Genomic DNA, 16,155 nt, shown 5'->3' on the forward strand with positions numbered 1-16,155 from the left:
TCCGCGAGGAAGTACCCATGAAGCTCTATTTTGTCCTGATGGCGCCCGCCCGCCCACAGAATGTCGGGGCGGCCGCCCGCGCCATGAAGACCATGGGCTTTGACGCCATGCGGGTCGTGGCGAGCCGTGTCCATCAGGTGGAGGAGGCGAGCTGGGTCGCCCACGGCGCCCAGGAGATCCTGGTCAATGCCGAGGCGTTCGATACCTTGGCAGAGGCCCTGGCGGACATGGACCTGGTGATCGCCACCACGGCGCGCCAGCGCGGCCGCTACCAGCACTACCTCACCCCGGGGGAGGTGCGCGATCAGATCCGCGCCAAGCCCTCCCTTGAGAGGGTCGCCATCCTGTTTGGCTGCGAGGAGTCGGGCCTCTCCAACGAGCAGCTCGCCCAGGCCGACTTGCTCAGTTACCTGCCCCTCAAGGTGAGTTATCCCTCTTTGAATCTGGGACAGGCGATCATGCTGTATGCCTACGAACTGAGTCCCCTGCTCGATGAACCCGAAGCGGTAGCAGAAAATATTGATAGCAGTGGCCAGGTTCGGGTGCTAAAGAGCAAAACAGCAGAAATACTTGGTGAGCTAGGTGTTTCTCAGGATGAAAAACTGCATCAATGGGTGATGGACCGGGTGCCCATGCTGCCGCAACGGGATTTGAATATGCTGCATCTGCTCTGCAAAGACCTTGTTCGCCGCTTCGAACGCAAGGAGCAATGAGGTTTAGGTTGACAGCCCAAGGCCCGGCGGGGTATTGCTAAAAGCCAGCTTCGTTCAAGAGTGTTCGTCATGCCGCTATTCAGCAACATCATCACCACCACCATTATTACCGGTACCACCACAGGTGGGACTGGGGCCGGTTGATGCGCTGACGAACAAGCACAGAAATCAGAAAAAGGCCCGTACCCACCCAGTACGGGCCTTTTTGTTGCGCAATTTACAGGGAGAGAAAGCAATGAGAGTGTTGAAGTTTGGCGGGTCGTCACTGGCCGATGCAGATCGTTTCTTGCGGGTAGCCGATATCGCGGTCAATACCCATGGTCAGTCCCAGGTGGCCCTGGTGCTGTCGGCCCCGGCCAAGGTGACCAATCACCTGGTTGCCCTGGTGGAGCAGACCAGCCGCGGCATGGATGCCAGCAATACCCTGTTTGAGATCAACGGTATCTTCTCCCGCCTGCTGGCCGGGTTGAAGGCGGCCTATCCGGCGCTGGATGACAAGGCGTTGCAGGCTCGCCTCACTGCCGAGCTGGATCGGGTGGAGCGACTGATGCAGGGCATTCGTCTGCTGGGTCAGTGCCCGGACAATGTCCAGGCCCACATCCTGAGCCGGGGAGAGAACCTCTCCATCGCCTTCATGCACGAGCTGTTGCGGGTGCGTGGCCTCGAGCTGGATCTCATCGTGCCTGAGCAGTTGCTGGTGACCGACGGCGGCTACCTCGAAGCCCATGTGGACATCGAAGCCTCCCGGGTGCGCTTCGCCGCCAAGGGATTGCGTAGCGATTGCCTCTACCTGATGCCGGGCTTCACCGGCGGCAGCGACAAGGGCGAAACCGTGCTGCTGGGCCGCAACGGCTCCGATTACTCCGCCGCCGTGCTGGCTGCCTGCGTGGACGCCGAATGCTGCGAGATCTGGACCGACGTGGAAGGCTGCTACAACTGCGATCCGCGCCTGGTGCCGGATGCCTACCTGCTCAAAACCCTCTCCTATAAAGAGGCGATGGAGCTATCCTATTTCGGTGCCAAGGTGCTGCACCCGAAAACCATCGCCCCCGTGGCCCAGTTCCACATTCCCTGCCTCATCAAGAACAGCTTCAATCCCCAGGGGCCGGGTACCCTCATCGGCGCCGAGCAGGGGGATGACGATCTGAAGGTGAAGGCCATCTCGGACTTGTCCGGCATGTGCATGGTCAACGTCTCCGGCCCCGGCATGAAGGGCATGGTGGGCATGGCCGGTCGCATCTTCTCCGCCGTCTCCCGCGCCGGGGTCAGCATAGTGCTGATCACCCAGTCGTCCTCCGAGTACAGCGTCAGCTTCTGTATCCACAGCTATGACTGCGACAAGACCCGTAAGGTGCTGGAGCGCGAGTTCGAGCTGGAATTCAAGAACCAGCTGCTGGACCCGCTCGAGATCATGCAGGATCTCGCCATCATCTCCCTCATCGGCGACGGCATGCGCACGGCCAAGGGGATGGCGGCCCGCTTCTTTACCTCCCTGGCCCAGGCTTCCATCAATATCGTCGCCATCGCGCAAGGCTCGAGCGAGCGTTCCATCTCCGCGGTCGTGCGCTCGGGCAAGGTGGCGGAAGCCATCAAGGCGTGCCACCAGAACTTCTTTGGCAGCCAGCAGTTCATCGATCTCTTCGTGGTCGGCATCGGCGGCGTCGGTGCGGCCCTGGTGGATCAGATCGCCCGCCAGCAGCCGGTGCTGGCCGAGCAGGGCACCGGCCTGCGGGTGGTCGGCATCGCCAACAGCCGCCAGATGGTCGCCAACAAGGATGGCCTGAGCCTCGCCAACTGGCGTGAGCAACTGGTGGAGGCCCGCGACAGCTTCAGCCTGGAGGCGGTCAAGAAGCTGGTGGAAGAGAGCCACCTCATCAACCCGGTGATCGTCGATTGCACCTCCAGCGAGGCCGTCGCCGTCCAGTATGCGGACTTCCTGGCCGCCGGTTTCCACGTGGTCACCCCGAACAAGAAGGCCAATACCGGGTCGCTGGATTACTACAAGGCGCTGCGCCGCACCGCCCGCCAGACCCGTCGCAAGTTCCTGTACGAAACCAACGTCGGTGCCGGCCTGCCGGTCATCGAGAACCTGCAGAACCTTATCAAGGCCGGTGACAAGTTGCGCGCCTTCGACGGCGTCCTGTCCGGGTCGCTCTCCTTTATCTTCGGCAAGCTGGACGAGGGGATGGCGTTCTCCGAGGCGACCAATATTGCCCGTGGCAACGGCTTCACCGAGCCGGATCCCCGCGACGATCTCAACGGCATGGACGTGGCCCGCAAGCTCTTGATCCTGGCCCGCGAGGCCGGCATGGCGCTGGAACTGTCCGACGTGGAAGTGGAGCAGGCGTTGCCGCCGGGCTTTGACGTCAGCGGCGATGTGGAAGCCTTCATGGCCCGCCTGCCCGAGGCCGACGGCTGGTTCCGCGATCAGTTCGCGGCGGCGCAGCGTGAAGGCAAGGTACTGCGCTATGTGGGCTCCATCGAGGGCGGCAAGTGCAAGGTCGCCATCAAGGCGGTCGGCGCCGACGAGCCCCTGTTCAAGGTGAAAGACGGGGAGAACGCGCTCGCCTTCTTCTCCACCTATTACCAGCCCATCCCCCTGGTGCTGCGCGGCTATGGCGCAGGGACCGAAGTGACTGCCGCCGGTGTCTTCGCCGACGTGCTGCGCACCCAGAACTGGAAGCAGGAGCTGTAACATGAGTTCAGCGATGAACCCGAATGTAGAAGTGGGCGGCAGCGTGGTGGCCTATGCCCCGGCCTCCAGCGCCAACCTGAGCGTGGGCTTCGATGTACTGGGGGCGGCGCTCGCCCCCGTGGATGGCTCCCTGCTGGGGGATCGCGTCCAGGTCAGATCGGCAGAGGTGCCCTTCGCCCTCTCTTGTGTGGGCCGTTACGCCCACAAGTTGCCGGATGACCCGAAAAAGAACATCCTCCATGACTGCTGGCTTGCCTATGGCGAGGCGCTGGAGAAGCGCGGCCTCACACTCAAGCCGCTGGAAATGGTGCTGGAGAAGAACCTGCCGGTGGGCTCGGGCCTGGGGTCGAGTGCCTGCAGCGTGGTGGCGGCGCTGGAAGGGCTCAACGCCTTTCACGGCGCCCCCCTCAATGAACACGATATGCTGCTCTTGATGGGGGAGATGGAGGGCAGGATCTCCGGCTCCGTCCACTACGACAACGTGGCCCCCTGTTATCTGGGCGGCATGCAGCTGGTGCTGGAGGAGGGAGGCGTCATCAGCCAGGGCATCCCGGTATTTGACGAGTGGTACTGGGTGGTCTGCTACCCGGGCACAGTGGTCTCCACCGCCGCCGCCCGCGCTATCCTGCCGGCGCAATATCGCCGCCAGGATTGCCTCACCTATGGTCGCCGGCTGGCCGCCTTTGTGCATGCCAGCTACAGCCGCCAGGAAGGGCTGGCCGCCAGCGTCCTGAAAGACGTGATTGCCGAGCCTTATCGCGCGGCGCTCATCGAAGGTTTCAACGAGGTGCGGGCCCAGGGGGCCCAGAACGGGGCCCTGGCCACCGGCATCTCGGGGTCCGGTCCCACCGTGTTCGTGGTGATGAAGGATCTGGCCCAGGCCGAGCGGATGAAAGAGTGGATGGAAGCGCACTTCGTGCGCAATGAAGATGGATTTGCCCGGGTCTGCAAACTGGACATGGCCGGGGCACGGGTAACAGGAAGCGAGCTATGAATCTTTACAACATCAAGGACAAGCGTGAACAGGTGAGCTTCGCGCAGGCGGTGCGTCAGGGGCTGGGCCGCGAGCAGGGTCTGTTTTTCCCCGAACAGCTCGAGCCGCTGGCGGACGTGGATGCCCTGCTGGAGCTGCCGCTGGCCGAGCGCTCGGCGCGCATCCTGAGCCACCTGCTGGGTGACGAAGTACCTGCTGCCAAGGTGAGCGAGCTTATCGACGCCGCCTTTACCTTCCCGGCACCTCTGGTGAAATTGAAAGATGGCACCTATGCCCTGGAGCTGTTCCACGGCCCGACCCTGGCGTTCAAGGACTTCGGCGGCCGCTTTATGGCCCAGTGCCTGGCTGCGTTCAGGACCGTATCTGCCGAAAAGAATGACAAGATCACCATACTCACCGCTACCTCCGGCGACACAGGCGCCGCCGTGGCTCACGCCTTCTATGGCCTGGAGGGGATAGAAGTGGTGATCCTCTACCCGAAAGGCAAGATAAGCCCGCTGCAGGAGGCGCTGTTCTGCACCCTCGGCGGCAACATCCGCACCCTCGCCATCGACGGCGACTTCGATGCCTGCCAGGCGCTGGTCAAGGATGCCTTCGACGATGAGGCGTTGAAACAGGCGATTGGCCTGAACTCCGCCAACTCCATCAATATCAGCCGATTGCTCGCGCAAGTTTGCTACTACTTCGAGGCGCTGGCCCAGCTGCCGCAATCCGAGCGCCATAAGGCGGTCATCAGCGTGCCGTCCGGCAACTTTGGCAACCTCACCGCGGGTCTCATCGCCAAGGCGCTGGGGCTGCCGGTGAAGCGCTTTATCGCCGCCACCAACGCCAACGATACCGTGCCGCGCTACCTGAAAACTGGTCAGTGGGAGCCACACCAGACAGTGGCAACCCTGTCCAACGCCATGGACGTGAGCCGCCCCAACAACTGGCCGCGGGTGGAAGAGCTTTGCCGCCGCAACGGCTGGGCGCTGGAAACCTTGGGCTCAGGGATGCGTGACGATGCCCAGACTCGGGATGCGTTGCAGCGCCTGCACCAGCTCGATTACCTGTGCGAGCCCCACGGCGCCATCGCCTGGGATCTGCTGAACGAGCAGCTTAGGCAAGACGAAGTAGGGGTCTTCCTCTGCACCGCTCATCCCGCCAAGTTCAAGGAGTCGGTGGACGAGATCCTGGGGCTGGATGTGCCTTTGCCAGCACCGCTTGCCAAGCATGCCGCGTTGCCGCTCCTGTCCCACGAACTGCCCGCAGACTTTGGCCGCCTCAAGGCCTTCCTGCTCGGTTAAGCCGCCATGAGACGCTGACGATCCCCCGCTTTTATCACGAGAGCGGGGGATTTTTTATTTCCGGCATAGGGCGGGTAACCACCCCGCCAGCCACCGAGGAGCAAAGATGCATCAACATCCCCTGCGCACATTGATCGAGACCGGCGACGCCGCCATCTCCCGGCGCGACTTCAGATTCTAAATTGAGATTCTAAATTGGGACACCCACCTTTTATTCAAACCTAAATTGGGACACCCACCTTTTTGTCCTGAAACAAGGAGCACGGCATGAGCCAACATCCCCTTCGCACATTGATCGAGACCTGTGACGCCGCCATCTCCCGGCGCGACTTCGACGCCCTGATGGCCTTCTACGCCGAGGACGCCGCCCTGGTGGTCAACCCCGGCATGGTGGCGCGCGGCATTCCCGCCATCCGCCGTGCCTTCACCGCCATCTCCGATTACTTTGACGGTCAGCTTGAGGTCACCCAGGGGGCCATGGAAGTGATCGAGGGGGCCGACAATGCCCTGGTGATCATGGAGACCCGGCTGCGCTACCCGGACGGGCAAGGCGGACTGGTGGACGAGACTCGCCGTGCCACCTATGTGTTTCGCAAGGAGCGAGACGGGCAGTGGCGCTGCACCATAGATAACTCCTACGGCACAACGCTGCTGGCGGCTGTCCCATAACCCAGTTCCAAACCCAGGCGGCTCAAAGCCGCCTTACCGAGCCGGATCCTTGGCCTGCCCGCACCCTGCAACCGGTCCACGATTTTTATTTTTTAATTGGCACACCCACATTTTTGACAGCGATGTAACTCTGTACTTGGCTTGAAAGGCCATAGTCGAGGGGTGAGTCATGACCATTGCCCGTTCACGTCAGATCAGTTTGCAGGATACGCCTTACTACCATGTGGTCAGCCGTTGTGTGCGGCGGGCTTTCTTGTGTGGTGCAGATGCCCACTCCGGCCAGAGCTACGAGCATCGTCGTCAGTGGGTGGTCGACAAGCTGGGCCAGCTGTCACGCCTGTTTGCCATCGGCATCAACGCCTATGCAGTGATGAGCAATCACTATCACCTGGTGCTCAAAGTGGAGGCTGATATTGCTGCCAGCTGGAGCGAGCGAGAGGTGGTCGAGCGTTGGGCTGCACTGTTCCAATTGCCGCTGCTGGTACGGCGCTGGTATCAGGGAGAATCCCTGATAGAGCCTGAGCTGGTTGTCGTACAACACTTGATACCACTATGGCGAGAACGGCTGCACTCCATCAGCTGGTTTGTGCGGTTACTCAATGAAAATCTGGCTCGCCAGGCCAATCGGGAAGATGGCTGCAAGGGGCATTTCTGGGAGGGGCGTTTCAAGAGCCAGGCCCTGCTTACAGAGTCTGCCGTGCTGGCCTGCATGGCCTACGTTGACCTCAATCCGATACGGGCCGCGATTGCCGACAGACCCGAAGAGAGCGATTACACCAGCATCAAACAGCGTCTTGATGAGCCCTCCACCAGCGACATTCTACCTCCGCTATTGCTGCCATTTGCCAGCCAGGGCAAACCGGATGGCCTGCCCTATGCCTTCATTGACTATCTGAGGCTGGTGGACTGGACAGGACGAGCCATCAGAACCGACAAATGGGGCCAGATTCCTGCTCACCTTGCCCCTATTCTGCAACGGTTGGGTTTGGATGAGGTTCGTTGGCTGAAGCAGGTGATGTTGTTTCGGCGACAAGGCCTCAGAGTGATGGGTGACAGGGAGAATTGCCTGCTATTCGCCCGGCACTGTGGTCAGCGACGATGCCATCAGCCATCCCTTTGAATCGTTAATCCCCCCAGTTTCATACCCCATCCCGATATGTTGTTCTATGCCAGGCTGAGCCGCGCCTGAACAAGAGGTTGGTGATGCCACAATGGCCTGCCGGTTCTGGCCTCTCACCCCGCCATCCATCAGTTTAATTGGGACACCCACATTTTTGACAGCGATGTAACTCTGTACTTGGCTTGAAAGGCCATAGTCGAGGGGTGAGCCATGACCATTGCCCGTTCACGTCAGATCAGTTTGCAGGATACGCCTTATTACCATGTGGTCAGCCGTTGTGTGCGGCGGGCTTTCTTGTGTGGGGAAGATGCTCACTCCGGCCAGAGCTACGAGCATCGTCGTCAGTGGGTGGTCGACAAGCTGGGCCAGCTGTCACGCCTGTTTGCCATCGGCATCAACGCCTATGCAGTGATGAGCAATCACTATCACCTGGTGCTCAAAGTGGAGGCTGATATCGCTGCCAGCTGGAGCGAGCGGGAGGTGGCCGAGCGTTGGGCTGCACTGTTCCAGTGGCCGCTGCTGGTACGGCGCTGGTATCAGGGAGAATCCCTGATAGAGCCTGAGCGGGTTGTCGTACAACACTTGATAACACTATGGCGAGAACGGCTGCACTCCATCAGCTGGTTTGTGCGGTTGCTCAATGAAAATCTGGCTCGCCAGGCCAATCGGGAAGATGGCTGCAAGGGGCATTTCTGGGAGGGGCGTTTCAAGAGCCAGGCCCTGCTTACAGAGTCTGCCGTGCTGGCCTGCATGGCCTACGTTGACCTCAATCCGATACGGGCCGCGATTGCCGACAGACCCGAAGAGAGCGATTACACCAGCATCAAACAGCGTCTTGATGAGCCCTCCACCAGCGACATTCTACCTCCGCTATTGCTGCCATTTGCCAGCCAGGGCAAACCGGATGGCCTGCCCTATGCCTTCATTGACTATCTGAGGCTGGTGGACTGGACAGGACGAGCCATCAGAACCGACAAACGGGGCCAGATTCCTGCTCACCTTGCCCCTATTCTGCAACGGTTGGGTTTGGATGAGGTTCGTTGGCTGAAGCAGGTGATGTTGTTTCGGCGACAAGGCCTCAGAGTGATGGGTGACAGGGAGAATTGCCTGCTATTCGCCCGGCACTGTGGTCAGCGACGATGCCATCAGCCATCCCTTTGAATCGTTAATCCCCCTAGTTTCATACCCCATCCCGACATGTTGTTCTATGCCAAGCTGAGCCGCACCTGAACAAGAGGCTGGTTATGCCACAATGGCCTGCCGGTTCTGACCTCTCACCCCGTCATCCATCAGCACGACCATAGCCAGCTCAGTTAGGCTTTTCTCAAAAAGGTGGGTGTCCCAAATTTACTACCGTCAGTCAAACCTGACTGGCATTGTTTTTATTGGCTTTTCACAGCGTATTGCGGTGGCCTTGGCCCAGCCCCGCTCTCTTGGCTACGGCAACATACATGGCCCGTCAGCTTCTCCTGAGTTGCAGCCAGCCCCAGCCGGGGTGATCGACCCACAGGGTCATGTGGATGCGACCGAAAGGTGAAAAAGTCGGGAGTGCCCGATTTCCAAATTTATCCCGGATTTTTGTGTCTTTGCCGACAGTTCTGGTTAGGGCTTGCTGAAAAAGGTGGGTGTCCCAAATTTACCCGACAGCTGGGATAGCCCCGCGCTCTTGGTTACGGCAGCATACATGGCCCGTCAGCTTCTCCTGGGTTGCAGTCAGCCCCAGCCGGGGTGATCGACCCACAGGGTCATGCGGATGCGACAGAAAGGTCAGAAAGTCGGGAGTTCCAGATTTCTCCCAGATCTTTGCCGACAGTCTGGTTAGGGCCTGCTGAAAAGGTGGGTGTCCCAGAAAACCCGTCCCAGAAAACCCCAGAAAACCCGAAAACCCAGCGCACCTATTGTCGCTTTGGGTAGGGAGAGGGGCTGCCCTGTGGGGCGGTGCAACTAGCCAGATGGCTGCCAATAACAATCCCCCGTGACGGGGGATTAGGGTTCGGGCCTGGCGCCTGCTCAGCGAACTCGTCGGGCCCAAGACGCTGCCCGTTTGCCCGCCAGCGTCAGCGGGCCATCAGGCCCCGGTTTCGGGCGGGGTATGTTCGGGGGCGCCGCTCAGCAGATCCTGCCCCTGATCCTGGCTCAGCATCAGATAGCGTTCGTACTGGCGCAAGACGTCGGCGCTCAGCTCGTCCCGGGTCAGGTACTGGACGTCGTAACCGGCGCGGCCGTCGGCGAAGAAGGTAATGGGCTCGAAGATACGAGCCTCGGGGTCGTGGTTGTGGGCCGCCTCCAACGGGTTGAAGGCGGGAGCGGGGCGGGCCTCGATGCGAACCCCGTAGCAGAAGTCGCGCCGTCCCTCCTGGGGCACCAGCAGGTGGCACTGCTGCGCATCCTGCTCGACCCGGCTGGCGAGGCCGCGGGCCTCGAACTCCCGGCACAGGGCGGTGAGGGCGGGCAGGGCGATGTCGCGCAGGAAGTTGCTGGCCTCCCCTTCGGTGGAGGGGCGCAGCAGGTGATCCATGCGGGTGCGCCACTGCTTGCCGTTCCAGAAATCGGTGGCCGGGGAGAGGCGCCTGGCCGAGTGCTCCTTGTCGGCGATGAGGCCGCGCACCAGGCCGAGGCAGAGCAGCACCATGATGAGGGCGAATGGCAGGGCGGCGATGAGGGTCATGGATTGCAGCGCCGCCAGGCCCCCGGTGCTCATCAGGGTACCCGCGGTGACACCGAGCAGCAGGGCCCAGAACAGGCGCTGCCAGATGGGGGAGTGCGCCTTGCCCTGGGTGGCGATGTTGTCGATGACGAAGGCCCCCGAGTCGGCGGAGGTGACGAAGAAGACGCTGATGAGGATGACCGCCAGCGCCGAGGTGATGTCGGCCCCTGGCAAGAGGTCAAAGAAGTTGAACAGCAGGGTATCGACGCTGCCGACCGAGTCGATCAGAACCTGGCCTCCCGCCTGCTGGCTGGCCCAGATGGCGGCGTTGCCAAACACCGTCATCCAGAGCAGGTTGAAGGCGGTGGGCACGAACAAGACGCCCAGGATGAACTCGCGCAGGGTGCGCCCGCGGGAGATGCGGGCGATGAAGAGGCCGACGAAGGGGGACCAGGAGATCCACCAGGCCCAGTAGAGCAGGGTCCAGTTGCCAAACCAGCCCGCCTGGCGGGTCTCGCTGTAGGTGAAGGTGCGGAAGGTGAGCTGGCTTAAAGAAGAGACATAGTTGCCAATGTTCTCGGACAAGGCCCCCAGCAGGTACTGGGTGGGGCCGGCCACCAGCACGAACAGCAGCAGCACGATGGCGAGGAAGAGGTTGAGCTCGGAGAGGCGCTTGACCCCCTTGTCGAGGCCGGTGACCGCAGAGATGCCGGCCAGGGTGATGACGGCGCCGATGAGGCCAAAGCGGAACAGCTCCCCCGAGGTGTCCATCCCGGTGAGCCGGGTGATCCCCGCCGACAGTTGCAAGACACCGTAACCGAGCGTGGTGGCGATGCCGAAGATGGTGCCCACCAGGGCGAACACGTCCACCGCGTGGCCGAGGGGCCCGTGGATCTTCTCCTTGAAGATGGGATAGAGGCCCGAGCGTATGGTCAGCGGCAGGTTGTAGCGAAAGCCGAAATAGGCCAGTACCAGGCCGACGATGGCGTAGATGGCCCAGGCGTGAAAGCCCCAGTGGAAGAAGGTGGTGACCATGGCCTCGCGGGCGGCCGCCGGGGTCAGGGGCGCCGCCTGGGGCGGGGAGACGAAGTGGGTCATGGGCTCGCCCACCCCGAAGTACATCAGCCCTATGCCCATGCCGGCGGCAAACAACATGGCGAGCCAGGAGGTGAAGCTGAACTCCGGCCTGGCATCGTCCGGCCCGAGCCGTATGCTGCCGTAGCTGCTGAAGGCCAGCACCAGCAGCAGGATCAGGAACATGCCGACCACCAGCACATAGAACCAGCTGAAGTGCTGGGCTATCCAGCTCTGGCCGTTGCCGAAGAAGCGGGCGGCCGCCTCCGGTGCCAGAGAGCAGACGGCCAGCAGCGCAAGGATGAACAGCAGGCCGGGGATGAAGATGGGCAGTGACAGTGTGCATCTGGGGGGACGGGGTGCGGTCATGGGACACCTTTGGGTAGTGGGACTCAAGACACTATAGGGCCATTTTTTACTCAAGAGACAGTGAAAGAGAGCCATTCCGGGCAGTTTTTGGCCCGCCTCCCCGCTCCGCCTCTCGAGCTCACAGGCTTATCGGGGAGGCAGTGGGCCGTCCCTCTTCACATCTCAAGTTCATCAGGACTGAGGGTGCCACCCCTCTGCGCCGCCGCTGGGGTTGCCCGACTCAGGGGACGGGCAGGGACTGGGCGCGGCAGAAGGCGAGGAAGCGGCGCAGGGCCGCGGAGTGGAACTTCTGCTTGTGCCAGGCGAGGGAGAGCTGGCGGGGGAAGGTCTGGCTCGGGGTGAGCGCCACCAGGCGGCCACCGTGCAGGCGATCGGAGACCGCGAGGCGGGAGATGAAGGAGATGCCGAGCCCCTTCTCCACCGCCAGCATCACCGCCTCCAGGGTGTTGAGCTCGAGTCCCGCCTGCCAGCGGGGCAGGTGGGGCTGGAGCTGCTGCTCGAACTGCTCGCGGCTGCCGGATTGTGCCTCGCGCAGTACCCAGGTTTCGCCTGCGAGCCGGGCGAGGGGTAGCTCCCGCTGCCCGGCCAGGGGGTGGTGGGGCGGGGCTACTATCAGCATCTCGTCTTCGAGCCAGGGCTCGCTCACCAGATCCGGGTGGTGGTTCTCCCCCTCGATGAGGGCCAGATCCAGCTCGAAGTGGGCCAGGGCGTGGCACAAGAGGTGGGTGTTGGCGATGGTGACCCTGGGGGCGGCCCCCAGGGCCTGGGCACTCCCCGCCAGCAGGGTGGGCAGCAGGTAGTTGCCTATGGTCTGGCTGGCCCCCAGCCGCAGCTGGCCGCTCGGCTCGGCGTCGGGGCGAAACAGCTGCTCTATCTCCTGCATCCGGGTCAGCAGCTCCTCGGCGGCCGGTTGCAGCAGGCGCCCCTCGCCGTTGAGCTGGAGCCTGGGGTGCACCCGATCGAACAGCGGGGTGGCGAGCTGGCGCTCCAGCTCCTGCAGCGACTGGGAGACGGCCCCCTTGCTGAGACAGAGCTCGCTGGCCGCGCCCCCCAGGTTGCCGTGGCGGGCGATGGTGGCGAACACCTTGAGCTGTTGCAGGGTGAGCTTCATGTTGTTTGATTTCCCTAAACGCTTAGTTCAATTCATTTAGATATCGTAAACGATAGACCCTCTTTATCCTATGGCCATCGTCATCAACAAGAGGGTACCCGTCATGATCGCACGCACCCGTCGCTCCCTGGCCGCCGCCCCGACCCCCATGGCCGGTCTGGCACTCGGGATCGCCAGCCTCGGCTGGTGTTGGGAGAATGCCGGTCAGTTCGATGGCCGCCTGCAACTGCTGGGGGCCGCCATCGCCGCCGTGCTGCTGCTCGTCCTCACCTTCAAGTTCCTGCTGCACCCGCGCCTGCTGTGGCAGGATCTCGCCCATCCCGTGGTGGGCAGCGTGGTGCCCACCTATGCCATGGGGACCATGGTGGTCTCCAAGGCGGTGGGATTGCTGGCCCCGACCCTGGGCCAGGGGCTCTGGCTGTTCGCGGTGGCCATTCATCTGGTGTTCCTCGCCACCTTCGTCTGGCACAGGGCCAAGGCGTTCGAGATCCATCACATGGTGCCGAGCTGGTTCGTGCCGCCGGTGGGGATCATAGTGGCGGACGTTGCCTACCCCGGTGGCCCCTTCGCCGCCCTGGCCAACGGCCTGCTCTGGTTCGGCATGGCCTGCTACGGCCTGATGCTGCCGCTGATGCTCTATCGTCTCATCTTCAGCCACGAGGTGCCGGATGCCGCCAAGCCCACCATCGCCATCCTGGCGGCCCCTGCCAGCCTGTCGCTGGCCGGTTACCTCACCGTGAGCCAGGATCCCTCCCTGCTGCTGGTGGCGGTGCTGCTGGGGATCGCCGTGCTGATGACCGGTATCATCTACCTGGCTTTCATCAAGCTGCTGCGCCTGCCGTTCTCGCCGGGCTACGCCGCCTTCACCTTCCCCCTGGTGGTCGGCGCCACCGCCCTGTTCAAGGTGAGCCAGCTGCTGTCGCAGTGGCCAGAGGCGGCCCATTATGCCGAGCAGCTCCATCAGCTGGCCTATCTGGAGCTGGTGGTGGCGACCCTGGTGGTGGGGTACGTGGCGCTGCGCTACCTGATGTTCTTCCTGCCCCTGGGTCAGTTCGACATCCTGGGTCAAGCCGTGCGCCGCTAAGGTCGCCGCCGGTCTCGACCAAGAACAGACCCCGCCTGGCGGGGTCGGTTGCATGCGGGGTCTGCCTGGTTTCGCCTCCTGCCCCCGCAACCCCGCCATCTCCCCATGGCCGCCTCTATGACCAGCACTCGTTCTCAAGGGCCTGTAAAGCAACATCCCCCGGAGTCGGGGGATGTGTCAGCATGGCATGCCAAATCCTGGTCTAAAACTCCCGGCTGACGCTCAGGTAGGCGCGGCGTCCTTCCCCGGGGAAATGACCGGTGCGCTCGATAAAGCCGCTCACCGCATACTCCTTGTCAAACAGGTTCTTGAGGTTGAGTTGCAGCTCCCAGTCCTGCCAGCGGGTCTGCCAGGAGGCGTCGAAGACAGTGTAGGGCTTGACGGTCTGGCCGCTCTGGTTGAGCTGATCGCTGACATAATCCATCCCCAGGGCCACGGCCGAGTCGAGGCGGGGCAGATCGTAGCGGGTCCAGGCACCGAGCTGGTGGGCGGGGGCATTGGCGAAGCGATCCCCTACCTGACTGCTCAGGCCGTCGTAGGACTGCTTGATCCGGGTGTCGTTGTAGGCGTAGGAGAGGTTCGCCACCCAGTTGTCCGTGAGATCCCCCAGCAGATCCACTTCGAGCCCCTGGCTGCGCACCTTGCCGAAGGCCACCTTGCGATCCGTATCGTTCGGATCGGTCTGCAACAGGTTCCGCTTGACTATCCGGTAACTGGCCAGGTTGAGGTTGATGGCGTCATCGAACCAGTAGGTGCGCACCCCGGCTTCCCACAGCTCGCTCTCTTCCGGGCTGAAGGGGCCGCCGACGCTGCCGGTCTGGCTGGCGGCATCCTGGGGCACGAAGCCGGTGGACCAGAGCAGATAGGGCTTGATCTGCTCGCTCAGCTGATAGGTGGTGCCGAGGCGGTAGGAGGCGCCGCTGCCCCGGTAGCTTTCCACCTCCTGGTTGAGGTTGTTGGTGGTCCTGTCCCGGAAGCCATCGAGGCGGCTGCCCGCCAGCAGGTTCCAATCCGGGGTGATGGCCCACTGATCCTGAACAAAGACGCCGTAGCGCTCGGAGAGGGTATCCGAGTCGGTGACCAGGCTCTGCTTGTAGTCGCTGGCACTGCTGGTGCCATAGACGGGATCGGTCAGGCTGATCCCGGTGACGCCGTCCGCCTTGCGCGCCCGGTAATAGAGGTAGTCCGCCTTGAGGCGAAAATAGTCGGCCCCCGCCAGCAGGGTGTGATCCCCGAGTCGGGCCGTCAGGTTGCCGGCCAGGGTACCCGCCTTGTTGTTGCGCACCTGGTCGCGAAATTCCCGTGCGCTCCAGTCCGCCACGCCATCGCCATTGGTATCAGAGAGGCCGGAGGGTTCGTGATAGGCCTGGGCCTCGCGGTTCTCGTAGTAACGCAGGGCCAGATCGCCGCTCAGCCAGTCGTTGAAGTCATGGTTCAGGCGGGCCAGATAGACCCTGGCATCGAGGCGTTGATAGTCCGAGGCCTCGTTGGCGTTCCAGTCGATGTCCGCCAGGAAGTTGCCATCCTGATCCGTCGGCACCCCCCGCAGACGGGCCCCGCCGAGCACCTGCTGGATGTCGGTAAATTGCAGCAGCAGCCGGCTGCTGTCACCTATCTCCCAACCATAGCCAAGGTCCAGGATGCGGTTGCGGGTATCCGTGTTGTCGCGGCTCGGGTTCTCGTGATCCTGATAGAGCCCGGCCCGGTAGCTGTGGCTGCCATCGTCTGACAGGGCGCCATAGAGGTCGATGGCCGCACCGGCAAAGTCCTGATTGCCCGCCGTGACCTTGACCCGGTTCTTGTGGTGGGCGTCGGGTTTCTTGGTCACATAGTTGATGAGGCCGCCGGGTTCACCGCTGCCAAACAGGGCGCCTGCGGGCCCCTTGAGTACCTGTACCTCCTCGATGTTGGCGAGCTGGGGCACCGCAAAGCCGTTGAAGGGATCCCCCCGCAGACCGTCATAGCGGATCTCGTCCTGGCGAAACCCCCGGAAGGTGACCCCGGAGTAGGAGTACTGGCTGACCCCGCTGATGGAGCGGTAGAGATCGGTCACCTGGCGAGCCGCCTGATCCTCGATGAGGGCGGCGGGCAGCAGCTGGATGGACTGGGGAGTCTCGTCGAGCGGGGTCTCGGTACCCGTGGCCAGGCTGCTTCCTCCGACCCGGTAGAGGGATTGGGCGCGGCCCGTGACCGTGATGGTCTCATCGGGGATGGGATCGGCGGCCATGGCGGGCAGCGCCAGGCTGCTGCCGGCGGCCAACAGCAGGCAGAGGGCCTGTTGACGTGGGGGCTGGATCATCAGTGTGTCTGACTCTGATGTGAATTGTTATTGGACGACAGATCCTAAATGAAAACCATTATCGGCTCAATCGATTCAGCTTGTGTTGAATAAC

11 protein-coding genes and 1 other annotated feature are annotated in these 16,155 nt (G+C 62.5%); of the genes, 8 read left to right on the forward strand and 3 right to left on the reverse strand.

Annotation, left to right across the window (positions count from 1 at the left end; translation table 11 throughout):
• Nucleotides 1-17 precede the first annotated feature (17 nt).
• The 7 genes from ACLHZ1_RS00835 (at nucleotide 18) to ACLHZ1_RS00865 (ending at nucleotide 8,638) form a co-directional block, all read left to right on the forward strand.
• On the forward strand, nucleotides 18-713 hold the full coding sequence (locus ACLHZ1_RS00835) for a tRNA/rRNA methyltransferase (protein ID WP_427260557.1): 696 nt from the start codon (nucleotides 18-20) through the stop codon (nucleotides 711-713).
• A gap of 76 nt (nucleotides 714-789) precedes the next feature.
• Nucleotides 790-923: a sequence feature (Thr leader region), on the forward strand.
• A gap of 25 nt (nucleotides 924-948) precedes the next feature.
• Nucleotides 949-3,408, forward strand: a complete 2,460-nt coding sequence (gene thrA / locus ACLHZ1_RS00840; RefSeq protein ID WP_427260558.1) for a bifunctional aspartate kinase/homoserine dehydrogenase I — start codon at nucleotides 949-951, stop codon at nucleotides 3,406-3,408.
• Nucleotides 3,409-3,421: 13 nt separating this feature from the next.
• The gene (thrB, locus tag ACLHZ1_RS00845) at nucleotides 3,422-4,402 is read left to right on the forward strand and encodes a homoserine kinase (protein ID WP_427260614.1); all 981 of its coding nucleotides are present in this window, start codon (nucleotides 3,422-3,424) and stop codon (nucleotides 4,400-4,402) included.
• A complete protein-coding gene (gene thrC / locus ACLHZ1_RS00850) occupies nucleotides 4,399-5,688 on the forward strand; it encodes a threonine synthase (protein WP_427260559.1) in 1,290 nt (429 codons plus the stop codon). Before thrB ends, thrC begins: the two co-directional genes overlap by 4 nt.
• Before the next feature lie 267 nt (nucleotides 5,689-5,955).
• Nucleotides 5,956-6,357, forward strand: a complete 402-nt coding sequence (locus ACLHZ1_RS00855; RefSeq protein ID WP_427260560.1) for a YybH family protein — start codon at nucleotides 5,956-5,958, stop codon at nucleotides 6,355-6,357.
• 169 nt (nucleotides 6,358-6,526) lie between these two features.
• Nucleotides 6,527-7,477, forward strand: a complete 951-nt coding sequence (locus ACLHZ1_RS00860; protein ID WP_427260561.1) for a transposase — start codon at nucleotides 6,527-6,529, stop codon at nucleotides 7,475-7,477.
• Nucleotides 7,478-7,687: 210 nt separating this feature from the next.
• Nucleotides 7,688-8,638, forward strand: a complete 951-nt coding sequence (locus ACLHZ1_RS00865) for a transposase (RefSeq protein ID WP_427260562.1) — start codon at nucleotides 7,688-7,690, stop codon at nucleotides 8,636-8,638.
• A 907-nt stretch (nucleotides 8,639-9,545) separates the two neighbouring features.
• On the opposite strand, the gene ACLHZ1_RS00870 is transcribed toward ACLHZ1_RS00865, so the two are convergent.
• Complete coding sequence (locus ACLHZ1_RS00870; protein WP_427260563.1) at nucleotides 9,546-11,567, reverse strand: BCCT family transporter; 2,022 nt, start codon at nucleotides 11,565-11,567, stop codon at nucleotides 9,546-9,548.
• 220 nt (nucleotides 11,568-11,787) lie between these two features.
• Nucleotides 11,788-12,678, reverse strand: a complete 891-nt coding sequence (locus ACLHZ1_RS00875; protein WP_427260564.1) for a LysR substrate-binding domain-containing protein — start codon at nucleotides 12,676-12,678, stop codon at nucleotides 11,788-11,790.
• Between the two features lie 103 nt (nucleotides 12,679-12,781).
• Between ACLHZ1_RS00875 and ACLHZ1_RS00880 the strand changes: the two genes are divergently transcribed.
• Nucleotides 12,782-13,762, forward strand: a complete 981-nt coding sequence (locus ACLHZ1_RS00880; protein ID WP_427260565.1) for a TDT family transporter — start codon at nucleotides 12,782-12,784, stop codon at nucleotides 13,760-13,762.
• Between the two features lie 202 nt (nucleotides 13,763-13,964).
• Here ACLHZ1_RS00880 and ACLHZ1_RS00885 read toward each other — a convergent pair whose 3' ends face one another.
• Nucleotides 13,965-16,061 carry a TonB-dependent siderophore receptor gene (locus tag ACLHZ1_RS00885; protein ID WP_427260566.1) on the reverse strand — a complete coding sequence of 699 codons (2,097 nt, stop codon included), beginning with the start codon at nucleotides 16,059-16,061 and terminating at the stop codon, nucleotides 13,965-13,967.
• Nucleotides 16,062-16,155 lie beyond the last annotated feature (94 nt).

It is taken from the genome of Aeromonas sobria (assembly GCF_050266975.1).
GTDB lineage: Bacteria > Pseudomonadota > Gammaproteobacteria > Enterobacterales > Aeromonadaceae > Aeromonas > Aeromonas sobria_B.